This is a genomic window from Stieleria mannarensis, from assembly GCF_014154935.1.
In the GTDB taxonomy this organism is placed as follows: Bacteria; Planctomycetota; Planctomycetia; order Pirellulales; family Pirellulaceae; genus Stieleria; species Stieleria mannarensis.
Genome location: NZ_JACEHH010000025.1, coordinates 81,698 through 104,358, shown reverse-complemented (window position 1 = coordinate 104,358; position 22,661 = coordinate 81,698). Strand labels below are relative to the sequence as shown.

Here is a 22,661-nt window from a genome sequence, read left to right as displayed (position 1 = left end):
ACCCGGCAAGGGGCGTATATGGTAGCGGAATTCGCCAAGAATTTCGGCTTTTCCCGTGTGAACTGCTGCGAGACGAAAGCCTTGGCGGCTTCCGCTACGGATTTAGGGACAAAGCCTAGCCCGAAGCGCAAGTCACCCTTGCTCGCGCCGCAGGCTACTGAATGAACAGGCCGTCACACCGCCTGCAATCATTCGTCTGCAATCACTCGCCTGCCCTCCGGGCATCACCATCAATGCAACGTACATCCGTCGTCACTCCCTTCTCCCGCACCGTCCGCTCTCCAAATCCACTGGCAACGTAGGCGGATTGTATCACGGAGGTCGGTGGAGATTGCCATCGTCCGGTGTTCGATTCAATCGGTCTTCTTCCGGTCGATCGACAGAAAGTAGCGATTTGCAGCGGTGGACTCAAACGACGTTGGTCGAGGATCGCCAGGATAGGGGAAGCAGTTGATGAAGTGTTTGTCGTCAAAATGAAAAATACCGGGTAGAGTCTGCCCGTCACGTGGGCCACCCACGTAGGTGACGTCGATCTTGTATGGCTTGTCCGAAACATCAATTTCGAAAGTGGCATGCCCGACTTCTTCGTCATCGGCAACGAACACGATCTTTCGATTTTCGATTCGGTAGGACCGATTGTCTCGCCCGTCTGAGGTGTCCTTGCCATGGATGATCCACTTCTCTGCCTTCCAGTGCCCTTGGAGCTTTCGAAGCACCATGGTTTCTAACTGCGATTCGTCGGCGTCCATCGATAGTGCCGCGGTCGCAAGTACGCTTGCGGCAACGAACAAAGAGATCACGCGCATGTTCACTCAAACCTCATCTGTTAAAACGGTGCATCTCTACGAGGGATGCGAAAGTGCCAAAACCCGACAGGGATGTCCATACCCGATTTCACCCGTATCTTCAGGGCCTGTACCGGCAGCGTTTACGGCACTGTCGAGTGCGGCGACGAATTCGTCAAATCCCGAGGTGCTCGCTGCGCGGAAAAAGTAGACCGCCTTGTTCTACTCAAAATGGAGGAATCACCCCGGCACCGTGCAGACCGAGACGTCATTCGGCCATGCAAACCTCAGCGATCTCCCAGTCACGAAGCGTGACAAAGTAGCCGCGGAACTCAGGATCGCCCTCGACGTTGTATGTGAGCTCGATCGTGGTTGAGTCACCATGCAGGTTGATGCCAATGTGACTTACGATCCGAGCAGACAACTCGTCGGACGTTTTGATCTCAGGGTGGCATTTGACGAGCGCTGCACAAATACTGGGCCACAGCTCCATATGTCGGGCCGGAAGATCACGAAGAAGTTGCCGTTGGTGAACAGTGGGACCGTTCTCATCAGCACAAACGTGGATGTGTGCCGATTTAAGTGGACAAGCGTCGAAAGGGATGTCGGCGTCCCACGCGTTGACGTAGTAGTTGAGCTTCCCAAGTTCGGCATCGTCAATTGACTTCTTGGGGCTACCGGTCATTCCGCACGGTTCGTCGAAATCGCCAGGTGGAAGAATGCGGATTGTGATTTCGTCACCGGTTGCAATTTGAGGTGACGCCCAATCCGCATGGTGCTGGCGTTCCTTCGAGTCGTCAAACACGCCGAGACCACCAACTTGCAGATCGTGACTCAGGTCCTGTCCCGGGTGTTTGACGTAGGTAACGCCAACAGAAAGAACACCATCGCCATTGATCCCAGAGATGCAAACACGTTTGCCGTTCTTCAGTATCTCGAATCGCGTTGACATTCGGCAAGCTAAACCACTATGCGGTCAGACGGCAGTCCTCACCGAGGACGGGCAATTGAAATTCGTACAAATCGTATCGGGTCCGAACTTTGGAATCCAACTCGACAAGCAATTTTGGCGAAGTGACTGACCAAAATCAAGAAATGAAATCAGCCCCCTACCGTGCGGCTCCCGCCATCCAAATGACGATCAAGGCGAGGGCGACAAAAACCAGCGAAACGATTGCCGATACTTGCGTTTTTCTGATTCTATCACGAATCTCGGACGCCAAATCGCGATCAGCGATCAAACCGAGCCATGTTCAACCCCGTCGGGGTTGGCGGCATGGTGACTTCCGGGGCTCGATGGGACCGATAAGTCCTAGCTGTCCTATCGGTCCCATTGCACGCTTGCTGCCCCACCAGCGAGGAATGGCAAAACGATGGGGGCCAAACGACAAAAAGAAAGACATTTCGGTAACCTGACCACACGCTGCAGCTGGATCATTCTGTCCCGAATCATTCAGCCAATCTCTCCCCGTCATCGTCTTGCCACCATTATTTTGCCCCATATTCGATTCATCGATTGCTGCTCCACGCCACCTTGTCTTCGGCCTCGAGTCTTCAGCAATATTCACATCCGCTTGCTGAGGCGGAGATGTCATTGGAAGGCACTGCGGAATGTGTCAACGACATTGAGACAACTTTTGGATACTTGTTAGCAGGGCGGCCCAGCGTACTCGGGGGCCAGCCCCCGAACCCCCGGGATTTTTTTAGGCATCGCTCGGGTGTTCAAACGACGGAAAACGGTTGCAATCCGCTGCACGTTCAGCGATCTTTATTTCAATGGCTTGCGTTTCAATGGCTAGCGTCTCACGCTGGGAGGGTGACATGGAACGATTCATCAAACGATACGGTGATCGCATCATCGGTGTTTTGTCGGGATTCGACCGAATTCTTTTTCGTGGGACCATACGGGCGTTGAGTTACGTGGACGGGATGATAAGTATCTGAACGTACATGGCGTCCTCTACAAACATTTCGGCGGGTTTGTTCAACGCATCTCAAACCAAATCAAGGAACACGCGGCTGAATATGCTGCAGCGCATGGTCGGCCGTTCCGATACCTGGCGTCTTCATCTATTTCCAAAGAAGACTGCGCGCGAAGCATTATGGAGCAAGACTCAGTTCAGCAGGGATTGGTATGCGTCTTGTCAGGTGTGGAATCGTGCCAAACCTATGAGCTTCGCAAAGATCGAAAAGGGAAACGTCTTGAATTGTGATCTGCTCGAAGGAAATGCTTGTTCCTCTATTTCTACTTTGTCGATCGGGAATTTGGCCTGATGCACGTCCGACTGCAGACTTGGCTTCCCATGACCATCCAGGTTTGTTTGAACGGGCGTGAATACCTTACGCGTCGACTGGATAAGGCTGGCATCGGTTACAGCAAACACGGCAATTGCTTTACCCATATCGACGACCTCGCCAAGGCGCAGCAGATGATTGACGATCTGCACCAGCGAAACTGGGTACACTTCCTCAATGCGCTGGCCCGTCGGTGCAATCGCTGGCTCAAACTGAAAAGTCAGCTGAAGTTCCCAGCGTATTACTGGACCATGCGCGAAAGTGAATACGCGACGGATGTGATGTTCGCCAATGAGGCAGCTCTTAATGCCATCTACCCCGCTCTTGTCAATCACGCAGTTCAGCACTTCAGCTGTCGCGATGTGATGCGATTTATGGGCCGTCGTTTTCATCGTGATTTCAACGGGGAAGTGACAAGCGATGTGAAGCATCGTGTGGAAGGAGTAAGAATGAAACACTGGGTCGATGAGAATTCGATCAAAATGTACGACAAGGCGGGCAGCGTACTGAGGATCGAGACCACGATTAACAATCCGAGACGCTTCAACGTTCGGAGAAAAGCGACCCGTGGCGGCGAAGTTGTTGTTGCATGGTTTCCGATGCGAAAGAGCGTCGCCGACGTTGCCCGGCGTGTGGAAATATGTCACGCCGCGAATGAGCGCTATCTTGAGGCACTCGCTGTCGTGGGAGAATCATCTCCCGCGCACAAACTACTTGATCCAGTAAGTCGCCGGATCATCCGACAGGGACGACCATATCGGGGACTGCGCCCGATCGAACCGGACGAAGTTCGCATGTTTTCGGTTCTGCAGGAAGGGACCTTTCTTTTGCAAGGGTTCCGCAATAAAGATCTACGGTCAAGGCTCTTTCCACATGTCAATCGCAATGACAAAGAGCGGAAGCGGGCGGTTGGGCGTGTCACTCGGTTGCTACGGTTGCTTCGCGCACACAGATTAATCCGAAAAGTCTCAGGTACGTTCTACTATCGAATAACACCAAAAGGTCAGAAAGTTATGACGGCGGCTCTGAAACTTCGCGATACCGAAGTCCTCGCGATGAGCGCATAATCTTTGTTGTCAAAACAAGCTTTTACGAGTTTGTTATACAGAGGGTCGCCCTAATCATGCCCGAGCTAGAGGTTGTCAGGTCTTTGATTCAAGCCGGAGCGGACGTCAATGTATTGGATCAACAAGGGGAAACTCCACTTCTGCTTGCCGTTCGGGCCCGTGATCCAGGCATTGTCAGGATGCTTGTCGAGGCAGGAGCGGCCCCCGATCTAGGTTCTGATTCGCATGGTTCTCCCCGCCAGTTCGCCGAAGAACTCGTCACCATGCACGAAGCGGCACTTGCTGATCCATCGACGCAGGATGAGCGTGAGGTAAGAGCGATTAACGAACTCTTGACGAAGGCCCGTGAGATTCTTGGTGCCTTCCCGACCGATAAGGATTTATAGCGAGTCCCAGTTTATCACAGCGCTGGCCCCCCTCATCCCCAGCCCTTCTCTGTGCGCAAAGCCGGGGGAGAAGGGAGCCAGGGTAGGTGCGTGAGGGTGTGCGATGCCAGCGGGAAGCGTGAGCGAGCGGCGTGTGGGAAAGCGAAATCGTCTGAAACGCTTCACTCAATTCGGCAGAAAGTACATCGCAATCGCATTGAGAATCCATAGCCCAATGACCACCGCTTCTGCGATCAGCATCGTCCACTCCCAGTCCGTGATCTTTCGCGGCGGTGGCTCTGCGAACGAGTCGTTGGTTTCGGCTGGTGGCGTGTAGGGATTCATGGCACCCAATGGAAGCCTTTTGGCGGTATCAAATTGAAGCCGACAACCTGTCCAAAGTCCGGCGGCAATGCTTGTGGCCGGGGCGATTGCAAATTGCAAAATGAACATTGCAAATTGCAAATTTTTTCGTCGGGGAGGAGAGCGAACAGATTCGGGCCCCGGCGGTGGCCTCGGTTTTTCGCGAATTTTCTTACCTCCAAAATCTTCCTACTATCGCCCATCAATCCGCCCGGCGCACAAAAAAAGCCGTTTCTCTTGTCAGAGAAACGGCATATAGGGCTGACAGGAGTCGAACCTGCACTTCCGAAGAAACTGGAACCTAAATCCAGCGCGTCTGCCAGTTCCGCCACAGCCCCGCAGGTTGCTTTTCCGGTGGACATTGCGTCGCCAACCGCTCGCGGCCGTCCTGTCTTGGCCCTGCCGATCGTGGGGTGGATCGGATCGGTGGGCGGTTGGGATCGGCCGGTGATGAAGCCGGCGAGGTCCGGTTGGTTTCCCGATGACCGGAAACCGCGATGCTTAGGAAACGGTCGCGTCTTCGGCGGCGGTCGGGACGACCCAGACCTTCAAATTCGCTTCGACTTCGCTGTGCAAGTGAACTCGGACGGTGTACAGGCCGAGTTCGCGGAGCGGGCCGTCCAGACGGATTTGGTCGTTGGCCAGGCTGAAGCCGGCTTCCTTGAGGGCCGCGGTGATTTCGTGCGGGCCGACGCTGCCGTACAGGTGGCCTTCGTCGTTCGCGTTGGCTTCGATCGTGATCGATTGCTTGCCGAGTTCGTCGGCCAGATCGCGATAGCTTTTGAGTTTTTCCAGCTCGATCGCACGCAATTTCTCGCGGTGTTTTTCGACCATCCGTTTGTGGTGATCGGTCGCGATGGTGGCCATGCCCTGGGGCAGCAGGTAGTTGCGCGCGTAGCCCGGTTTGACTTCGACGATATCGCCTTGCTTGCCGAGGTGTTCGACGTTGTGAATCAACAGAAGCTGGATCCCACCGTGTTCGCCTTTGGGCAATCGTTTGTAGGGTCGTTTAAAGGTTCGGCCGTTGCGTGACATCGTTGTGCTCTGGCGGGAGGGTTGGATTGGTGGTTGCAAATGAAAACAAGACGAACCGGGGCGTCATTGCCGGGGCCGTCCACAATAACGGTGTGTTGATTAGAACGGAATGTCCGGATCGTCGTATCCGGTCCCCTTTCCGGTCGGCTGGGCATCGCGTGCGCCCGAGTCGGCGGAATAATCGTCCGCGTTCTGGGCGTTGTAGCCGCCCTGGTTTTCGGCGGTTTGGCCGCTTGAGGTGCGTTGACTGGAATGGTGCTCGGAACCGCCGCCGGAGCGTCCGCCGAGCATTTGCATTTTTTCACAGATCACGCGCAACTTGCTTCGTTTCTGTCCGTCGGTCTCCCAGCGATCGAGCTTCAATCGGCCTTCGATCAGGACCGGCGATCCTTTGGACAGGTATTCGCTGGCGACTTCGGCATTTCGCCCCCACAGCGTGACATCGACGAACGTGGCTTCATCGACCCATTCTCCGCTGGCGGTCTTGCGTCGATCGTTGACCGCGACGGTCACGTCGGAAACGGCTTGACCGCTGGGGATGTAACGCAGTTCGATATCGCGCGTCAGATTCCCAACCAGAATGACGCGGTTGTAGCTGGCCATCGTTGTCCTGTGAGTTGCTGGGAATGAGGGGAGGGAAACAAAAACCGTGGACGTCTTATGCTAGGAATTCGAGCTGTCGTCGCTACTCGCGCTGTCGCTGCTCTCGCCCTCGCTGGCCGCTTCGCCTTCGGCAGCGGCGTCTTTGCCGGCGACCGGCGTTGCACCGCGGGCGTTGGCCAAGATCGGTTCGACCAATCGCGGGTCCAATTTCAGCGTCATCTGACGCAGCACCGGTTCGCAGAGGTGGAACGCGCGATCCAACTTGGGGACTTCGCTGCCTTCCATTTCGAAGTAGGTCAACCAATAGGTGCCTTTCTGGTGGCCATCGATCGGATAGGCAAGCTTTTGCTCCATCCACAGACGATTGACCTCGACTTTTCCGCCGGCTTCGGTGATCAAATCTTCGATCTGCTTGCTCACTCCGCCGGGGTCACGGGCGTAGTGGTTGCTGTCGAGGATGCAGAGTGTTTCGTAAGTGTTTTTGGCCACGACTGTTTCTTTTCTACTTGGCTACGTTTGGCTTCAGCCCGATCGGCCAGCGGCGATCGGACTGTCGCGGGTGTGAAACGGGAACGATTGATTGAACTGGGTTTCTTGAACTGGGGTTACTGCGGGCCGACCGATCGCGGGTCGCCTTGGGGCTGATCGGACGGTTTTCGTTGATTCGGTTTTGAGTCAGCGCCCGGGTCACCGTTAAACTGGCTCATCGTGCGATCGACCCCGTCGGTGACAAAGCTGATCACAGCCTTGGCCGCGCGGGTGGTCGCCGCTTCGATTGTATCGCATTCGCTCTTGGAGAATTTCCCCAAGACATAATCGGTCACCGTCCAACCTGCCGGAGGCCGTCCGATTCCGACGCGGAGCCGCGGAAACGACTCCGAACCGAGATGCCGGATAATATCCTTGATCCCGTTTTGCCCACCGGCACTGCCCGAGGGTTTGATCCTGATCCGGCCGCTGTCGAGATTAAGATCATCGCAAACGACCAGGATATCGCTTAACTGCAACTTATAAAAGTCGAACGCCTTGCGGACGCTCTGCCCGCTGGCGTTCATGAACGTGTGGGGGCAAAGGATAACGACCTTTTCCCCGCCGATCGAAGACTCCGCGAGTTCGCCTTCGAATTTGACCTTGGGGGCACCGGCATGGGTCAGCACGGCGAGCTTTTCGGCCACCGTGAAACCGACATTGTGTCGCGTTTGTTCGTATTTTCGACCGGGGTTTCCCAGCCCAACGATTAACTTCATCGCAATGTCGAAGGATCCATGGCCGAGCGGCCTGGTGAGTCAATCCGCGGCAGCGGCGGACTACTCCGCTTCGCCCTCTTCCTCAGTTTCGTCTTCCGCCAGGCCCTTGGGTTTTTCGACGTGGTAGATCACCGTTTCGCCGGGGGTGACCAAGCTGACGTTGTCGGGCAGCGACAGATCGGCCGCCGTGCGGTTTTCACCCAGTCCGACGCTGGCCACGTTGATCGGCAGCGATTCGGGGATGGCCACCGCGGGGCACTCGACTTCGACTTCATGAGCGTTTTCGATCGCGATTCCGCCCTGCTTTCCGCCGGCCGGTTCGCCCTTGAATCGAATCGGCACCGTCACGGTGACCTTTTCGTTCATGTCGACCCGCTGCAGGTCGATGTGCAGCACCTCGATCCCCAACGGATCGAATTGCAGATCGCTGACCAGAGCCGTTTCGCTGACCGCACCTTGCAGTTCGACGATCTTGCTGTGATGCCGCAAGATCGATTCCACCGTCTTCTGCGAAATCGACAGATGCTCGTTACTTTGCTTGTGCCCGTACAAAACGGCCGGGACGGAGCCGGACTTTCGCAGCCGGCGTGAGGCGGCCGTTCCTAGGCTGCCCTCACGTTTTTGGACCTGTACCACTTCCGCCATTGCGGATCACCCTGACGTCGTTAATTTCTTGTGTTTTGTTCCCTCAAACGCCACCAAAATCAAACTTTGGGGTGCGTTTGGCACGCCGATACGTTTACGGCGAAGCGGGTAAGTATGTCAGGGCAATGGATCTCTGCAAGCCCAAACAGGCGGCCGGCGGCAAGCGAGGATCGATCTTGAGGCTCCCACGCCGGATTTTGCTGTGATTTGCTGCGATTTGACGGCGTTCCGCTGCGATTTCGCCGCCGCTCGCGTCCTTCGGGAAAGGCGCTCAATTGAGACTTCGCTCTCCTCGGCGAGGTCGTGTGGTTTTTTGAGTCGTTGATCAGCACCGGGTTTGGTCATTTCCTCTGGCCTCCCTGATACCCTCGAGAGAACGAACCCTCGAGAGAACATTGCCCACGGATAGCAGCGCGAACCCACGGATCTCAGGCAGCAACACATCCGTGGGTTCGCGCTGCCATCGGTGGGCGTTTTCGGTTCCCCCAACCCTCCACCTCCGAGCGCACACCTCAATCAGAGGCTTTCTGATCGGGGGGAAACGCGTACACGCTTGGTATCCCAGCGGTTGAAAACCACACGACCTTGGTTGGCAGCGAGGGGAGGGGCGGTTGGTGGTCAATGCGGCTCTCTGGGACTCCCTCGCCTCTCGCGTCCCGCCGACCGCTGCCGTAGGATGCCGCTGGCTGGGGTTGGGGTGACCGGAAATCGAACCGATCTCCGGCAGGTTGAAGGTGCCCTTCACCTCGCTGGGCTCGACCTTGGCGTGCTCTTCCCCTTGGCGCGTCCTCCCGTCGCTGCGCCCTCCCCTCGCTGCGCTCGCCCCTCTCAGGGGGAGGGTGAACCTTGGAATGCCGATCCTCGCAGGGGGACGGTGGCTTTATACATTTGACCTTTCCCCTCGTTGCTCCGCCATCATCTATGTCGTTTGTCCCCGAATCCAGCGGCCCGCATCAAGGCTTGGTTACGTTCCTGGGTACCGGGACCAGCGTCGGCGTGCCCGCGATCGGATGCGATTGCGCGGTCTGCCAAAGCAGCGACCCGCGCAACAATCGCACCCGCTGTGCGATCACGGTCCGGCTGCCCGGCGGCACGGTGCTGATCGACACCCCGCCGGATCTGAGGGTCCAATTGATTCGCGAGCGGATCCGTGTGGTCCACGCCGTCGTCTACACCCACGAACATGCCGACCACATCTTCGGGCTGGATGATTTGCGGTTGATGCCGTTTCGACTCGGTCACGCCGTGCCGCTGTTCTGCACCGAGGCCGTTGATTCGAACATCCGGCGGGCCTTCGCCTACGCGTTTGCCGACCGCGAGGACACGCACCCCGGAGCGACACCCAAGTTGGCGCTGCACCGGATCAATCACGCGCCGTTTGAGGTGTTGGGGACCGAGTTCATTCCGATTCCGATGAAGCACGGACCGCATTTCAACGTGCTGGGGTTTCGGATCGGTGATTTTGCCTACTGCACCGACACCAACTTCATCCCCCCGGAATCGATCGAGCGACTCCGAGGTGTGAAAACCTTGGTCGTCGGCGCACTCCGCAAGGAACCCCACCCGACGCACTTCAACCTGGACGAGGCGATTGAGGTGTCGCGTGCCGTCGGAGCCCGGCGGACGCTGTTGACCCACACCGGCCATCAACTCGATTACCAGGAGACCTGTGATTGGCTGCCCGAGGGGATCGACATGGCGTATGACGGGTTGCAGGTTGAGGTCAGGGTTTAGGGTTTAGGGTTTAGGCAGTTGGGAGTTGGGAGTTGGGAGTTGGGAGTTGGGAGTTGGGAGTTGGGAGTTGGGAGTTGAAACTGATTCGCACGGGCACATGGGCGGGCTGAGTTCCTTTATACTTCGCCGCGGTTGAGGGTCTGTTTCATTGGCTGTCTTTCTTGAGGTCTCGATGTCGTCGCTTTCGGACACACAACGCTCCAACGCCCGTTTGGGGCTCTGGCTGTTCGCCGTCTATTTGGTGCTGTACCTAGGATTCGTTTTTCTGAGCGCGTTTGCGGCCCATTTGATGGAACGCCCGGTCATCGCCGGATTGAACTTGGCCATCGTCTACGGATTCGGCTTGATCGTCGGCGCCCTGGTAATGGCGTTGCTGTACGGGATGCTGTGCAAATCCGAGCCGCTGGACGAAACATCGGCCGGCCAACCGCCCCACGGGGCTGCCTCCGGCGATGAACCGCGGGGGGATCTCGCGTGATTTATGACCCTTCTTGGATCGCCGTCTTCGTTTTCTTTACGTTCGTCGGCGCAACGGTCGGCCTGAGTTTCTTCTTGGGGCGAAAAGCGAAATCATCGGCGGGATACTTCGCCGCCCATGGCCAGATTCCCTGGGCCGTCAACGGGATCGCGTTTGCGGGTGACTACCTGTCCGCGGCATCGTTCCTGGGCATCTGCGGCATGATCGCCTCGTACGGTTACGACGGCTTCCTCTATTCGATCGGGTTCCTGGCCGGATGGATCGTGGCATTGTTCGTCATCGCCGAGCCGATGAAACGGTTGGGGCGATTCACGTTCGCCGACGCCTTGGACGCCAAGTTTGATTCGCGCGGGATCAAAGCCGCTGCGGGCGCGAGCACGTTGGTCGTGAGTGTGTTTTACCTGATCCCCCAGATGGTCGGCGCCGGATCGCTGATTCAACCGCTGTTGGGGTTCCCGCACTGGGTCGGCGTGGTGTTGGTGGGGATCGTGGTGATCACGATCGTCGTCACCGCCGGGATGGTCTCGACGACCTGGGTGCAATTTTTGAAAGGGTCGTTGTTGGTCGTCTTTAGTGCCGTGTTGGTGGTCTTGCTGTTGGGGCGCGGCTTTGTCGCCCAGCCGGAGGCGTTTGAATCGATCGGGCCGATTTCGGTGAGTGAACTGGGGCAACCCGAGATCGCCGGCCGAACCGTTTTGCCGGCCGAAAACGGCTGGGAACAGCACGAGGACTTGGTCCGTTTCCTGCGTGCCGACCGCGTCGGATTTGACGTCTTTCATGTCCAACCGGCCGATGACGGTCAAGTGATCCTGCGACAGGCTCAGTCCATTGTCGCGACAAGTGACGGGCTGGAAATCGACGGTGCACCGCTGGGGCGCGACGCCAAGCAAAAGGAATTGCAACCGGTCGGCACACTCACGCGGCTGCCCGACGGTCAGGAAGAAACCGGGCCGCTGGGGCCGGTCAGCTTCTTCACCACGCTGAATGACAGCGAAGTTGTGTTGTGGCGAAATAAAACGGTCGTGCACAACGATGGCACGAAGTCGACGGTCTACTTTCAGAAGCTGACGCCCGGCAACGAGGTGCTGCGTCCCGGTGAGCATCCCAAGTTTGCCGGCATCCGCGAAGAAGCGATGGTGGGCAAGCTGAATTTCCTGTCGCTGATGCTGGCGTTGTTTTGCGGCACCGCGTCCTTGCCGCACATTCTGATTCGCTACTACACGGTCAAAGACGGCGCGGCCGCCCGAAAGAGCACGATCGTCGGGATCGCCAGCATCGGGTTCTTTTACGTCCTGACGCTGTACTTGGGTCTGGGGGCAATGACCAGCGCGTCGATGGACCTGACCGACAGCAACATGGCCGCCCCGCTTTTGGCCCGCAGCATCAGCACCTGGCTGTTTGCGATCATCTCGGCGATCGCATTCACCACCGTCTTGGGCACCGTCAGCGGCCTGATCCTGGCCAGCAGCGGCGCGGTCGCCCACGACCTGTTGGTCGGGGTGCTCGGATTACAACTGTCGGAAAACAAGAAGGTCCGAATCGCTAAAATATCCGCTGTTATCGTCGGTGCGATCGCGATCGTGCTGGGAATCCTGTTCAAAGAAATGAACGTCGGTTACCTGGTCGGATGGGCATTCAGCGTCGCCGCGAGCGCCAACTTGCCCGCCCTGGTGATGCTGTTGTTCTGGAAGTCGACGACCAAGGAAGGCATCGTGGCCAGCGTGCTGGTCGGCATGGTCAGTTCGCTGGGATGGATCTTGTTGTCCAGTGACACCTACAAGAGTGTCTATGGCTGGGATCCCGAACTGGCTTACGCGCCGTTCAGCCAACCCGGCATCGTGACGATCCCATTGGCGTTCGTCACGCTGATCGTGGTCTCGTTGATGACGCAGCGGAAAGGGGCGGAGATGGCGTGAGAATTAATGTAGGACGATTGTCCCAATTGTTCGCAGAGCAATTGGGACAATTGCTCTACACTGCCACTTACGCCGGCGAGGGACTGCGCCGGCGTCGGCGGCGACCGCCTCGCATGAATTTGTCACGCGCCTCGTTAACCGCTTGGACCAATCGGTCCACTTCTTCAAGCGTGTTGTAGAGATAAAAACTGGCGCGGGTCGACGCGGTTTTGCCAACCGAATCATGCAGCGGCATCGCGCAATGATGCCCAGCACGAACGGCAACCCCGCGGGTATCCAACCACTGGGCGATGTCGTGGGCGTGGATGCCGTCGACGGTGAAGCTGACGATGCCCGCTTTCTTGTCCGGCGTGGGGCCGAGGATCTGGACTCCCTCGATCTCTCGCAGCGCCGCATCGGCCGCCTGGCACAGCAGGTGTTCGTGGGCTTGGATGTTGTCCATTCCGACCGATTGCAAGTAACGCATCGCTGCGGCCAGCCCGATCGCTTCGGTGATCGGCGGCGTCCCGGCCTCGAATTTTTCCGGCAACCCCGTCGGGCTGAACCCCTCGGTTGTGACTCGATCGATCATCCCGCCGCCGCCCAAGAACGGTGGCATCGCGTCCAGCAACGTTTCTTTGCCGTACAGCACGCCGATCCCGGTCGGCCCACACAGCTTGTGACCGCTGAAGACGACGAAATCGGCGTCCCATTGCTGGACATCGATCGCTTGATGGGGCGCCCCCTGTGCCGCGTCGACCAGCACCGTCGCTCCGGCGGCGTGGGCCATGGTGGTCCACTGGGCCACGGGAAAATTGGTCCCCAGGACGTTGCTGCAGGAGGCAAAGGAAAACAGTTTCGGCCGCAGCGACTCAAGTTTCGCTTGAACCACCGCATCATCGATCGTGAAGTCCTCACGCAGCGGTAGAAATTCGACGCGGCAACCGGTCCGCTCGGCCAGTTGGTGCCAGGGCACGATGTTGGCATGGTGTTCTGCGATGGTTAAAAGCACGACATCGCCGGCGGCCAGGTTTTCGCCGCCCCAGGAATGGGCGACCGTGTTGATCGCGGCGGTCGTCCCCGCGGCGAACACGATTTCGGTCTGCGACCGCGCCCCGATGAACTGCCGCGTCGTTTCGCGAGCCGCTTCGTAGGCCGCCGTCGACTCTTCACTCAGCGTGTGGATGCCGCGATGCACGTTGGCGTAGTAACGCTGGTAACAATCGCTGATCGCATCGATCACAACTTGCGGTCGCTGGGCGCTGGCGGCATTGTCCAGAAATGCCAACGGAGCGCCGCTGGCGGACTTGCGCTCCAGGATCGGAAAATCGGGTCGGATTTGTTGGGGGTCAAGCGGCATCGTTAGCTCTCTTCACTTAAGCTGGGACCGCCGAAACTGGGCCCGGCGTCGTCATCGTCGGCAGAATCATCGACCGGAGCGTGCAGGGCCGATTGCAGCACCCGCCAAGACAACAAGCAGCATTTTTGGCGGTTGGGCGTCAGCTGGGGGCCGAACAGCTCCAACATCTCGTTGGCGGTAAACTCCTTCGCCTCCTCGACCGTCTTGCCCTCAATCGCCTCGACCAGCATCGATGCCGAAGCCTGGCTGATCACGCAGCCTTCGCCTTCAAACCACGCTTCTTCGATCTTTCCATCGCGATCCAAACGCAGCATCACCTGGATCACGTCCCCGCACAGAGGATTCTTGCCCTCGTCCGCATGGGTGGCCGTGGCCAGCTCGCCACGGTGGTAGGGGTCTTCGTAGTGATCCAAGACGTGTTCTTCGTAAATGTCTTGTTCGTTAGGCATGATCGGGCAAAACCAGAGACGATTGTCAAACGGACTCGGCGATCCCTCGGTCGACCGCCGCTGCATTAAAGTCGCTGCATTAAAGTCTACGCGCGTTGTCAAAAATCGACGAGTCCCTATTCCGGTCGAAATGGTCGCAGCTGGGCTGTCGCCGGGTGTTTCGCCCCCGGAATGAGGCGTGGGCGAGGCTTCCAGCCTGTCATTTTCTAGGCGTTTTTGATCCCCGATTGCTCGCGATGGGGGTTTGCTGTTCCAATTGAACACAACGCTAAAAAACCCCGTCACAGAAGGCCGCCAAGGCTTTCGTCCCCCCCGAACAAAACAGTAGCGGAAGCCGCCAAGGCTTTCGTGGCCACTCGAACGAAACAGTAGCGGAAGCCGCCAAGGCTTTCGTGGCCACTCGAACGAAACTCTTGGCGAGTTCCGCTACCTGAACATGAAGAAAACCGCTCCGAACCGCTCCCTCAATCGTCGCGCCGCGTTGTCGGCGCTGGCGGCGTCGGCACTAGTCACCACCGGCTGCCCGCTGTCGATCCCCGAATCCTTGCCCGACGGTGAGCCGGCCGCGGACGCCTCTTCGCTGCCCGTCGCGGACCTGGTCGCTCAAACGCTCGAAGCGGAAAAGCGTCGCCGGGGGCTGTCGACAATGGTCAACGGTGCCTGGCAGATCTTCCACGGCATCCTGGCCTATGGCAACGAGTTCCAGATCGACACGCCGCGTGGTCGCCAGAGCGCGCTGGAATACTTTCGTACCGGCGGGACCTGTGACGGGTTTCGCCCGATGATCGGCGATGCGTTTGAAGGAGACGATCGCTACGGGCTACGCGTCGATTTGGAACCGTCGACCAAAGTCGGCCAGGGACACCGCGACCAGTGGCTGGCCGTCGTCGCCCAGACAGGGCTTCCCGCCGATGCGACTTGGGTGGTCGAAGAACGCACACTGACGATCGACGATTGGATGCGACAAGCCGAGTGGGATGTCCCACTGAACTACGAAGCGGAATTCAGTTGGACCCTGATTCCGCTGTCCTACTACCGCACGACCGACCATCGCTGGACCGCCCGCGATGGCAACACGTACAGCACAGAATTGTTGCTGCAGTCGGAAGTCGAACACGACCTGGCCATCAGCGTGTGTGGCGGAACGCACCGGTTGATCGGGATCGCAACGGCACTGCGAAACCGGATGGCCGAAGGCAGCCCGATCACGGGCGTTTGGGCCGCCGCCAAGGAACACCTGGAAGCATCGATCGAACTGGCCCGCGTCAACCAAAACCCGGACGGAACCTACAGCACGTCCTACATGCATCGCACCGGTTGGTGCAACGACTTGGGTGAGACGCTGGGCACGACCGGCCACGTGCTGGAGTTCATCGCAACCGCGTCAGACCGTGACGTCTTGCAATCCGATTGGGTCGTCCGCAGCGTCCGCAAGTTGTGTGACGTGTTGCACCAATGCCGCGACGTCGACCTGGAGTGCGGTGTGCTGTACCACGCCCTGCACGGGTTGGTGGTCTACCAGCAGCAGACGGCCACGTAGCTACCTTCGCCAGAAGGTGGATCCCCGGCATTCACCACGCTCTGGCGAGCGTAGCTACATCCCGCTGAAGTCACCCCGCCAGCGCTACTCATAGATCGGAAAAAAGGTGTTGAACGCTTTTTCGCCGAACTCACCGGGATCGTTGAAACGCCGGTTTTGGTTGAGCGAGTTGAGTGCGTTCATCTGCTGGTCGGTCAATTCGAAATCGAACAGATCCAGATTCTCTTTCAATCGCTCGACGCGCGAGGTTTTGGGGACGATCGACGTTCCGCGTTGAAGACCCCAACGCAACACGACCTGGGCCGGAGTCCTGCCCACCTGCTCGGCGATCGCCTTGGTTTCCTTGCGATCGATCACGCCCTCGCCCTCTTCGGCCATGCCGATGGAGAAATACGATTGCGCCCCCAGCGGTGAGAACCCGGTCACGTGGATGTCGTGCTGGCCGCAGAACCGGAGCAATTTTTCCTGAGTCAAATAGGGATGCAATTCCACCTGCAGCACCGACGGTTTGACCGACGAGGACGCCATCAGGTCGCGGATCAGCGAAACGCCGAAGTTACAGACGCCCAGGTGGCGGATCAGTCCCGCTTTCTGGCACTCGATCATCGCCTGCCAAGTCTCCAGAATCGGCACCGGATCCTCTTTCATCTGCGGGTACTCGGCATCGGGATCATAGAACCATCCCGGCGGGTACCGTTTCTCGATCGGCACATGAGCCAACGAGATCGGAAAGTGGATGTGATACAGATCCAAGTAGTCCAGTTCCAAATCCGACAACGTCTTTTCGAGCGCGACGGGCACGTCTTCGGCGCGGTGGAAGGTGTTCCAAAGCTTGCTGGTGATCCAAAGGTCTTCGCGGCGGACCAAGCCGTCGTCGATCGCCTTTCGAATCCCGTCGCCCGCTTCGTATTCGTTGCCGTAATCACAGGCCGCATCGATGTGGCGGTAGCCGATTTCGATGGCCTTGTAAACAATCTCGGCGGTCGACTCGCGATCAATTTTCCACAGGCCCAGGCCGACCGAAGGGATCTTGTCTCCGCCGGCAAGGATAAATTCGCTAGACATCTGCAATTGGGGGGCAAAGGGAGGCGTTCAAAGTTGAGTCGCACTATGATCCCAAACCTGACGCGCCGATGAAAGCACACTTGTTGCTAGCGGCTTGTTGATTTAGTCGCAACCGAAACAATAGTGAGCCGATGGCGCGAGCGACGGGCCTCGAAGGGGCATGCTGGCACCGCTAGGCCCGCGGCTAGCGCCGTCGGCTCACTAAATCAACAGGCCGCTAGAGTGCATTGGCGGATCCCGCCGTGGTCGGGTAGGGTATCGTTTGGTGGTCAACTTCTCTTGCTCGGGTATTCCCAGATGGATCGCGAACAATCGGTAACCCGGTCGCTGTTGATGGGGCTCAGCAACGACGGGCTGGAAAACGTGCTGTCGGCGTTTCAGCCGCGCTCGTTCGACGCCGGCGCGACGATCATCGAGATCGGTGAGGAAGGCGACGAATTGTTCTTGATCACGGCCGGCAAGGTCCGCGTCTGGACGGGCGACGGTCCGGCAGTCGCCGAGCGCACGCTGGGCATGATGGGCGCGGGCGACCATTTCGGTGAATCGTCGGTGATCTCCGGCGGCCCGCGGACCGCCACCGTCACCGCGGTCACCTACGTCGAAACCCTGGTGCTGAGCGGCGAAGACTACCGCCGGCTGGTGAAAACCTATCCGCAACTGCTGGAAAACCTCAGCCGGTCATTGACCAAGCGGTTGTCGATGATGAACACCGCGGCATCGTCGCCGGCCGAGACCAATCGCGGCGTGCATTCGCTGGCAGTCATCGTTGATCACCCCAGCGGCTGGTCGCTGGCCGAACAATTGCTCGGCCAACTGCGATGCGATCAACCGCTTGTGCAACCGCTGTTGGTCAGCGACACCGAGCTGCCGTTTACACCAACCGACTTTGATCGCGACGCCGTCTCGGTCTCGGTCCCCGACTTGGGGTGCACGATCGCCGGTCGCAGCAAGCAGGCCTTGGCGGTGGCCGTCGCCAGCGGGACACAAGCAACCGCCGCGGCCGTGCGAGAATCCAATCGCGTCGTGTTTGCCGTCGATGCCCACCGCGGCCTTTCCGACCACGCGCAGAGCCTGTTGAAATCCATCCCGCTGCATCGCCGACCGATCGTCGCGGTGATGTTTGATTCGGAAACGCGACCACGGCCGAAGATGGATGCCCCCGACCTGCTGGCAGTGCGATGTGAGTATCGCGGACAAGGTCGACAAGCGCAGTTTGTTGCCCCGTCGATCATTCGACTGTATCGATCGCTGATCGGCAAACGGATCGGGCTCGCACTCGGCGGCGGCGGGGCGCGAGGGATTGCCCACATCGGCGTGTTGGAGATTCTGCAGCAACACCACGTCGTGTTCGATTCGATCGCCGGCACCAGCGCCGGTGCCATCGTCGCCTCGGCGTTCGGTGCGGGCTTCAGCCCCTGGGAGATCGGTGATTTTTTCCGCAAGGAGATGATCCCGCCGCGGTACCTGGCGGCGCGGGCGGCGACCCGACGGATGTTCCTGCTGCACAGTTTTCGGGGCGGTCGTTTCGAAACCAAGCTACGGCGTTATCTCGGCCAGATGACGTTCGCGCAAGCCGACTTACCGCTGGCGATCACCACGTTGGACCTGATCAGCGGCGAACAACAAATCCGCCGCTGCGGCGATCTGGTTCAGGCGGTGCTGCAGAGTATCAACCACCCCGTGTTCGGGCGTCCGATCATTCACGAAGGGCAAATGCTGGTCGACGGCGGGGTGTTGATGAACGTCCCGGCGTCGGTACTCCGCAGCGAAGGATGCGACCATGTCGTTTCGATCGACGTCGGGTCGACGATCACGACCGATTTTGCGAAGGACCGCAAAGGCAGGTTGCGTCCCCCCAGCTATCTTTCGACGCTATTACGCACGATGGACATTTCGCGGCGACATTCCAGCGCCCTGCATCGCGAAGAAAGCGACCTGATCATCATCCCTCAAACCAGCGCGTTTCGGATCGAAGATTTCCACGCCGTCGATCCGCTGATCGAAGCGGGGCGGCGGGCCGGTGAAAAAGCGGTCGAAAACGTCAAACGTGTCATCGAAAACCTCCAACCGACCGACGCTGTTGCATGAATGTTCCCGCCGATTCCGACGTCCCCTCCGCGGACGAATTGCTGGTCGCCCAAATCCGCGACGGCGATTCCGCGGCCTGGCAATCCCTGATCGATCGTTACGAAGGGCGGTTGCTGGCGTACACCCGCAGCCGGATCCGTGATTCCGCCGCCGCCGAAGACATCGTCCAGGAAGCCTTCGTCGGGTTTCTGATCAGTCTGCCCAACTACGACGGCGGCCGGCCGCTGGAAAGTTATCTGTTTTCGATCTGCGCCTACAAGCTGACCGATCACCTGCGACGCGAAGGCCGACGCCCGTCGCTGCAGCTGCACGGCCGTTCCAGTTCGACCGGGGATTTCGATTTAAAAGGGAGCGCCCGGGTGGCCAGTTCGATCGCCCGCAGCGTCGAACGCAAACGCATCGAAGAGCAAGCGATCCGCGATGCCATGCACGAACAAATCGATCGCTGGAAACAAAGCGGCAATTGGATCAAGCTGCAAGCGATCGAGTTGATGATCGTTCGCGGCTGGGGCAACAAACACGTCGCCGAAACGCTGGGCCTGACCGAACAGCAAGTCGCCAACTACAAGAGCGACTTTCAAATTCGCTTGAAATCGATCATCAAACGCGCCGAACTCGACGAGAGTGTGTTTCCCGAGTTGGCAGGGGAGTGAATGGCAATCGGACCGGCCGGGAGGATCATTCCTCGCCGAACACCGAGTCGTACGAATCGAAATCCAGCGCGGTGGTGAGCGACGATTGCATGTATCGTTGGCGGGCCTGTTCCAGTAGTTCTTCCGGATCGACGGGGATGGCTGCGTCGACGCCATAGACCTCCAGTTCCAATTGGACTTCGTCACGACACTCCAGGGCAAGTTCGATGAACTGGTCGATTGTCAGATCGAAGCGGTCGTCCAGCCACCCGCGGCAGGCCGCGATCGATTCATCGCCGGCGTACCAGAGTGCGTCGGTGACGAGTGTGCCGCCGTGGACGGCGATCGCGAGGGGCTCTTCGATCTCCGGATCGCGATGGCTGGCGACGGCGTCGCAAATCACATCGGGAAATTGCCATTGGCACAGCAGGCGTGCGCCGATGGCGACGTGATCGATGCCATATTTCTGCCGCTCCAAGGTCGCCAAGCGCTGGCCCGATGTGCTTCGGTAGAGCGACAGATACTTTTCGCCTTCGACCTGTGCAAACACCAGCGTGCCGAGATGGCTGAGCAACCCGGTCGTGTAGGCGTCATTGTGATCCACGTCGTCCAAGTGGACGGCCAGTCGGCGGGCAGCCGCAGCGGTGGTCAATGCCTGGCGCCAAAAGTCGTTGTACAACTCACGCGCGGCACCGGTGGAAAACGCATTGGCAATGCTAAAGGTCATCGCGATCAAGCGAATGCTCCGCTCACCCAACAGCGACACGGCCTGGTGCAGGTTCGTCACCGAGGTGTTCAACCCATAGCGAGAGGAGTTGACAACGTGCAACACGCGGCTGGACATCGCCGGGTCGGCGCGAATGCAATCGACGATTTCGTGCAGCCCGAAGTCGTCATTTTTGGTCAATTGCAATAGTGATTGAGCCACTTCGGGAGGCGAATGAAGTAGTTCGGGGCGGTCGATGACCTCCTCGATTCGTTCAATCGTGCTCTGGCGATCCATAGAACGTCTTCCAATCTCTTTGGGGTGCTGCAAGTGACTCGTCGCTACGAAAGCATAGCTCTGAAGTATTGCCCGCATTCGCGTCCGATGCGGCGGCTGGCCATCGAGACGGTCCAGCTGTGAGGGAAAACCCGCCCGGGGGTAAACACAACCGCCGCCCTGTTTCCGCGAAGCGACATTGTCTTCGCGAAAAGTCGGGCGGCGGCAGATCGGAATGGGTTTGTGTTTACGGGCTCAGCTTTGAGCTTCGACCAGCTTGAAGTCGACTTGGTTTTCCCCCGCGACGACTTCGATCGTCGACGGTTCCAAGGTGACTTCACCGGTCGGTCGGCCCTTGCCCTTGGGACGAACCAGCCCCGGATCGCCGGGCTTGGCCTTGGCGATTTCGAATCGAATGCGGTGTTTTCCCGGAAGCGCGCCCGGCATATTGGGCAGGTAGTACGCCGTGTAGCGTCCTTCCGCGTCGGTCAACGCCAGCGACGGACGCCCGCCCCCGCTGGGGACAAATTCAATGCTGCCGTTCTTCACCGGCTCGCCGTCCATCGTCAACACACCGGTGACTTGGCCGAGTTTCGGTGACGAGTCACATCCGGTCTGCAGCACCGCCAAAACCAGGATCATCGTCAGCCAGCCGAGTGGTCGGAGGAATCGTTGATGAAGCTTCATAGTCATTCTCTCTTTAATGGTCTCGATCTCCCGTTCATTCATCCTTTGCATCGATTAGTTCACCCACTCCTGATCAAAGACGTAGCGGTCCGAGCGGCCGCACAGCGCGGTGAAGATTTTGTCAAAATCGATGCTATCGGTGATGAATCGAACCGAACCGTCGCCCATTGTGAACTGCACCCCGCCGACGTGCTGTGATCGGAATCCGTTGTGCAACGTGTGCTCCATGTTCTGGGTCCAGTTGCCCGAGAACAGACTGTTGTTGGGATACCGCGGCACCGTGACATTGGCGGTCTTGCCGTGATACGCCCCCCAGGCGTAGTGCATCGGACGGGCGGCCCAGAAGCCTCCCGGACCACGACCGGGACGCGAATCTTCCTGGGTCCCGTCAAAGTGCTGGAGGAACGCACCGTGTTCGCCGACGGCGATCGTGTTGCTCAACCCATCCAAGACGCTGGAGAATTTCCGTTCACGGAATCGATTGTTCAACATCGACAGGAAGCCATCGTCTTGCAACCATCCCCAAGACCACGTCGCCGTGTTGTTGTAGTAACGGTCCCACGAAAAGACGTTCGATCCCGGCGGGTTGTAGTAACCGACCGACGCGACGTAATCAGGAATCTGGACTTCATAGTTGTCCGGGGCATTGGGATCAAAGTCTTTGGTCGCTTGGCTGGTGTCCTGAATCCGGAATCGCTCCAGCGCACTAGAAGGACAGTTGTAGGTCGGCACGTTGGTTCGCGACATCAATTCCCAGTTCCGGTTGGGAACATTGGAATCCTCGCTGAAATCGGTGCCCTCGTAAATGATCGCATCGGCCGCGGACGACTGCTCCAACTGGGGCAGAATCACCACCATCCAGGAAACGCCCGAGTGGGGACGTCCGCTCGAAGGCAGGTCCCCCCGCAGCCCGTGATTGGCCGGCATTTGACGAAACGTGTCATGGTAGTTGTGAATCGCCAACCCGATTTGTTTCATGTTATTGGAGCATTGCATCCGCCGGGCGGCTTCGCGAGCAGCTTGAACCGCGGGTAGCAGCAGACCGACCATGATGCCGATGATGGCGATCACGACCAATAACTCGACCAAGGTAAAAGCGTAACGTTTGTGACTGAGATTTCTCATCGTTTGAATGTTTGCATTGTGAAAGAGGCAGGACTCGAGCGAGCCGTCCGGCAACGTGCCGACGAACTGCTCGAACGCGTCTCTGCTAGGCAAACCACATACCGCTGTCCCAAACGAAGCGCGCCGTGCGCTGCGATTCGTTTGCGGTGTTGAAGAATCAAACGGCAGCAACCGCCAAGGTGAATTGATTTCCCATCTCACCTTGAGCCGTTTTGAAAAAA

At 58.5% G+C, this 22,661-nt stretch carries 22 protein-coding genes and 1 tRNA gene; 8 read left to right on the top strand and 15 right to left on the bottom strand.

Annotated elements, in window-relative coordinates; translation table 11 throughout:
• Window positions 1-353 precede the first annotated feature (353 nt).
• Both H1B37_RS17760 and H1B37_RS17755 read right to left on the bottom strand, forming a co-directional pair.
• Window positions 354-800, bottom strand: a complete 447-nt coding sequence (locus tag H1B37_RS17760) for a TIGR03067 domain-containing protein (RefSeq protein WP_220498253.1) — start codon at window positions 798-800, stop codon at window positions 354-356.
• 253 nt (window positions 801-1,053) lie between these two features.
• Complete coding sequence (locus tag H1B37_RS17755; RefSeq protein ID WP_182867995.1) at window positions 1,054-1,737, bottom strand: hypothetical protein; 684 nt, start codon at window positions 1,735-1,737, stop codon at window positions 1,054-1,056.
• Window positions 1,738-3,016: 1,279 nt separating this feature from the next.
• Between H1B37_RS17755 and H1B37_RS17750 the strand changes: the two genes are divergently transcribed.
• Both H1B37_RS17750 and H1B37_RS17745 read left to right on the top strand, forming a co-directional pair.
• On the top strand, window positions 3,017-4,147 hold the full coding sequence (locus H1B37_RS17750; protein ID WP_182867994.1) for a hypothetical protein: 1,131 nt from the start codon (window positions 3,017-3,019) through the stop codon (window positions 4,145-4,147).
• A gap of 56 nt (window positions 4,148-4,203) precedes the next feature.
• Window positions 4,204-4,533 (top strand): ankyrin repeat domain-containing protein, encoded by a 330-nt coding sequence (locus tag H1B37_RS17745; protein ID WP_182867993.1) that lies wholly within the window; start codon window positions 4,204-4,206, stop codon window positions 4,531-4,533.
• A 165-nt stretch (window positions 4,534-4,698) separates the two neighbouring features.
• Here the strand turns inward: H1B37_RS17745 and H1B37_RS17740 are convergent, their stop codons facing one another.
• The 7 genes from H1B37_RS17740 to H1B37_RS17710 form a co-directional block, all read right to left on the bottom strand.
• Window positions 4,699-4,857, bottom strand: a complete 159-nt coding sequence (locus H1B37_RS17740) for a hypothetical protein (RefSeq protein WP_182867992.1) — start codon at window positions 4,855-4,857, stop codon at window positions 4,699-4,701.
• Between the two features lie 274 nt (window positions 4,858-5,131).
• Window positions 5,132-5,213, bottom strand: a tRNA-Leu gene (locus H1B37_RS17735).
• Window positions 5,214-5,376: 163 nt separating this feature from the next.
• The gene (gene rplI, locus H1B37_RS17730) at window positions 5,377-5,910 is read right to left on the bottom strand and encodes a 50S ribosomal protein L9 (RefSeq protein WP_182867991.1); all 534 of its coding nucleotides are present in this window, start codon (window positions 5,908-5,910) and stop codon (window positions 5,377-5,379) included.
• 99 nt (window positions 5,911-6,009) lie between these two features.
• The gene (ssb, locus tag H1B37_RS17725) at window positions 6,010-6,513 is read right to left on the bottom strand and encodes a single-stranded DNA-binding protein (protein WP_182867990.1); all 504 of its coding nucleotides are present in this window, start codon (window positions 6,511-6,513) and stop codon (window positions 6,010-6,012) included.
• 60 nt (window positions 6,514-6,573) lie between these two features.
• Window positions 6,574-7,002, bottom strand: coding sequence for a 30S ribosomal protein S6 (rpsF, locus tag H1B37_RS17720; protein WP_182867989.1), 429 nt, complete (start codon window positions 7,000-7,002; stop codon window positions 6,574-6,576).
• Between the two features lie 116 nt (window positions 7,003-7,118).
• Window positions 7,119-7,760, bottom strand: coding sequence for an aminoacyl-tRNA hydrolase (pth, locus tag H1B37_RS17715; RefSeq protein ID WP_182867988.1), 642 nt, complete (start codon window positions 7,758-7,760; stop codon window positions 7,119-7,121).
• Window positions 7,761-7,820: 60 nt separating this feature from the next.
• Window positions 7,821-8,405: a 50S ribosomal protein L25 gene (locus tag H1B37_RS17710; RefSeq protein WP_182867987.1), complete on the bottom strand. Its 585-nt coding sequence runs from the start codon at window positions 8,403-8,405 to the stop codon at window positions 7,821-7,823.
• A 921-nt stretch (window positions 8,406-9,326) separates the two neighbouring features.
• Between H1B37_RS17710 and H1B37_RS17705 the strand changes: the two genes are divergently transcribed.
• The 3 genes from H1B37_RS17705 (at window position 9,327) to H1B37_RS17695 (ending at window position 12,533) form a co-directional block, all read left to right on the top strand.
• On the top strand, window positions 9,327-10,139 hold the full coding sequence (locus H1B37_RS17705) for an MBL fold metallo-hydrolase (protein WP_182867986.1): 813 nt from the start codon (window positions 9,327-9,329) through the stop codon (window positions 10,137-10,139).
• Between the two features lie 172 nt (window positions 10,140-10,311).
• On the top strand, window positions 10,312-10,617 hold the full coding sequence (locus tag H1B37_RS17700) for a DUF485 domain-containing protein (protein ID WP_182867985.1): 306 nt from the start codon (window positions 10,312-10,314) through the stop codon (window positions 10,615-10,617).
• Window positions 10,614-12,533 carry a sodium/solute symporter gene (locus H1B37_RS17695; protein ID WP_182867984.1) on the top strand — a complete coding sequence of 640 codons (1,920 nt, stop codon included), beginning with the start codon at window positions 10,614-10,616 and terminating at the stop codon, window positions 12,531-12,533. The genes H1B37_RS17700 and H1B37_RS17695 overlap by 4 nt, the downstream gene beginning before the upstream one ends.
• A 67-nt stretch (window positions 12,534-12,600) precedes the next feature.
• Here the strand turns inward: H1B37_RS17695 and H1B37_RS17690 are convergent, their stop codons facing one another.
• On the bottom strand, window positions 12,601-13,872 hold the full coding sequence (locus H1B37_RS17690) for an aminotransferase class V-fold PLP-dependent enzyme (protein ID WP_182867983.1): 1,272 nt from the start codon (window positions 13,870-13,872) through the stop codon (window positions 12,601-12,603).
• Window positions 13,873-13,874: 2 nt separating this feature from the next.
• A complete protein-coding gene (gene sufU / locus H1B37_RS17685; RefSeq protein WP_182867982.1) occupies window positions 13,875-14,321 on the bottom strand; it encodes a Fe-S cluster assembly sulfur transfer protein SufU in 447 nt (148 codons plus the stop codon).
• Between the two features lie 436 nt (window positions 14,322-14,757).
• Here sufU and H1B37_RS17680 point away from each other — a divergent pair, with 436 nt between their 5' ends.
• Window positions 14,758-15,861 carry a hypothetical protein gene (locus tag H1B37_RS17680; protein ID WP_182867981.1) on the top strand — a complete coding sequence of 368 codons (1,104 nt, stop codon included), beginning with the start codon at window positions 14,758-14,760 and terminating at the stop codon, window positions 15,859-15,861.
• A gap of 84 nt (window positions 15,862-15,945) precedes the next feature.
• Here H1B37_RS17680 and H1B37_RS17675 read toward each other — a convergent pair whose 3' ends face one another.
• Entirely contained in the window at window positions 15,946-16,926 is a 981-nt protein-coding gene (locus H1B37_RS17675; protein WP_182867980.1) for an aldo/keto reductase, read from the bottom strand.
• 297 nt (window positions 16,927-17,223) lie between these two features.
• Between H1B37_RS17675 and H1B37_RS17670 the strand changes: the two genes are divergently transcribed.
• Window positions 17,224-19,014 carry a patatin-like phospholipase family protein gene (locus H1B37_RS17670; RefSeq protein WP_182867979.1) on the top strand — a complete coding sequence of 597 codons (1,791 nt, stop codon included), beginning with the start codon at window positions 17,224-17,226 and terminating at the stop codon, window positions 19,012-19,014.
• A complete protein-coding gene (locus H1B37_RS17665) occupies window positions 19,011-19,667 on the top strand; it encodes an RNA polymerase sigma factor (RefSeq protein WP_182867978.1) in 657 nt (218 codons plus the stop codon). The genes H1B37_RS17670 and H1B37_RS17665 overlap by 4 nt, the downstream gene beginning before the upstream one ends.
• 25 nt (window positions 19,668-19,692) lie before the next feature.
• Here the strand turns inward: H1B37_RS17665 and H1B37_RS17660 are convergent, their stop codons facing one another.
• The 3 genes from H1B37_RS17660 to H1B37_RS17650 all read right to left on the bottom strand — a co-directional run bounded on the left by H1B37_RS17660 (window position 19,693) and on the right by H1B37_RS17650 (window position 22,440).
• A complete protein-coding gene (locus H1B37_RS17660; RefSeq protein WP_182867977.1) occupies window positions 19,693-20,649 on the bottom strand; it encodes an HDOD domain-containing protein in 957 nt (318 codons plus the stop codon).
• 234 nt (window positions 20,650-20,883) lie between these two features.
• Window positions 20,884-21,321 (bottom strand): carboxypeptidase-like regulatory domain-containing protein, encoded by a 438-nt coding sequence (locus tag H1B37_RS17655; protein ID WP_182867976.1) that lies wholly within the window; start codon window positions 21,319-21,321, stop codon window positions 20,884-20,886.
• 48 nt (window positions 21,322-21,369) lie between these two features.
• Window positions 21,370-22,440, bottom strand: coding sequence for a DUF1559 domain-containing protein (locus tag H1B37_RS17650; RefSeq protein WP_182867975.1), 1,071 nt, complete (start codon window positions 22,438-22,440; stop codon window positions 21,370-21,372).
• Window positions 22,441-22,661: the final 221 nt, after the last annotated feature.

Excerpts from the sequence above, each read along its gene's own strand:
- H1B37_RS17660 (WP_182867977.1), bottom strand. The coding sequence starts at position 20,649 with ATGGATCGCCAGAGCACGATTGAACGAATCGAGGAGGTCATCGACCGC.
- H1B37_RS17700 (WP_182867985.1), top strand. The coding sequence starts at position 10,312 with ATGTCGTCGCTTTCGGACACACAACGCTCCAACGCCCGTTTGGGGCTC.
- sufU (WP_182867982.1), bottom strand. The coding sequence starts at position 14,321 with ATGCCTAACGAACAAGACATTTACGAAGAACACGTCTTGGATCACTAC.
- H1B37_RS17665 (WP_182867978.1), top strand. The coding sequence starts at position 19,011 with ATGAATGTTCCCGCCGATTCCGACGTCCCCTCCGCGGACGAATTGCTG.
- H1B37_RS17690 (WP_182867983.1), bottom strand. The coding sequence starts at position 13,872 with ATGCCGCTTGACCCCCAACAAATCCGACCCGATTTTCCGATCCTGGAG.
- H1B37_RS17655 (WP_182867976.1), bottom strand. The coding sequence starts at position 21,321 with ATGACTATGAAGCTTCATCAACGATTCCTCCGACCACTCGGCTGGCTG.
- H1B37_RS17710 (WP_182867987.1), bottom strand. The coding sequence starts at position 8,405 with ATGGCGGAAGTGGTACAGGTCCAAAAACGTGAGGGCAGCCTAGGAACG.
- ssb (WP_182867990.1), bottom strand. The coding sequence starts at position 6,513 with ATGGCCAGCTACAACCGCGTCATTCTGGTTGGGAATCTGACGCGCGAT.
- H1B37_RS17670 (WP_182867979.1), top strand. The coding sequence starts at position 17,224 with ATGGATCGCGAACAATCGGTAACCCGGTCGCTGTTGATGGGGCTCAGC.
- H1B37_RS17680 (WP_182867981.1), top strand. The coding sequence starts at position 14,758 with ATGAAGAAAACCGCTCCGAACCGCTCCCTCAATCGTCGCGCCGCGTTG.
- H1B37_RS17705 (WP_182867986.1), top strand. The coding sequence starts at position 9,327 with ATGTCGTTTGTCCCCGAATCCAGCGGCCCGCATCAAGGCTTGGTTACG.
- H1B37_RS17650 (WP_182867975.1), bottom strand. The coding sequence starts at position 22,440 with ATGAGAAATCTCAGTCACAAACGTTACGCTTTTACCTTGGTCGAGTTA.
- H1B37_RS17755 (WP_182867995.1), bottom strand. The coding sequence starts at position 1,737 with ATGTCAACGCGATTCGAGATACTGAAGAACGGCAAACGTGTTTGCATC.
- pth (WP_182867988.1), bottom strand. The coding sequence starts at position 7,760 with ATGAAGTTAATCGTTGGGCTGGGAAACCCCGGTCGAAAATACGAACAA.
- rplI (WP_182867991.1), bottom strand. The coding sequence starts at position 5,910 with ATGTCACGCAACGGCCGAACCTTTAAACGACCCTACAAACGATTGCCC.
- H1B37_RS17740 (WP_182867992.1), bottom strand. The coding sequence starts at position 4,857 with ATGAATCCCTACACGCCACCAGCCGAAACCAACGACTCGTTCGCAGAG.
- H1B37_RS17745 (WP_182867993.1), top strand. The coding sequence starts at position 4,204 with ATGCCCGAGCTAGAGGTTGTCAGGTCTTTGATTCAAGCCGGAGCGGAC.
- H1B37_RS17675 (WP_182867980.1), bottom strand. The coding sequence starts at position 16,926 with ATGTCTAGCGAATTTATCCTTGCCGGCGGAGACAAGATCCCTTCGGTC.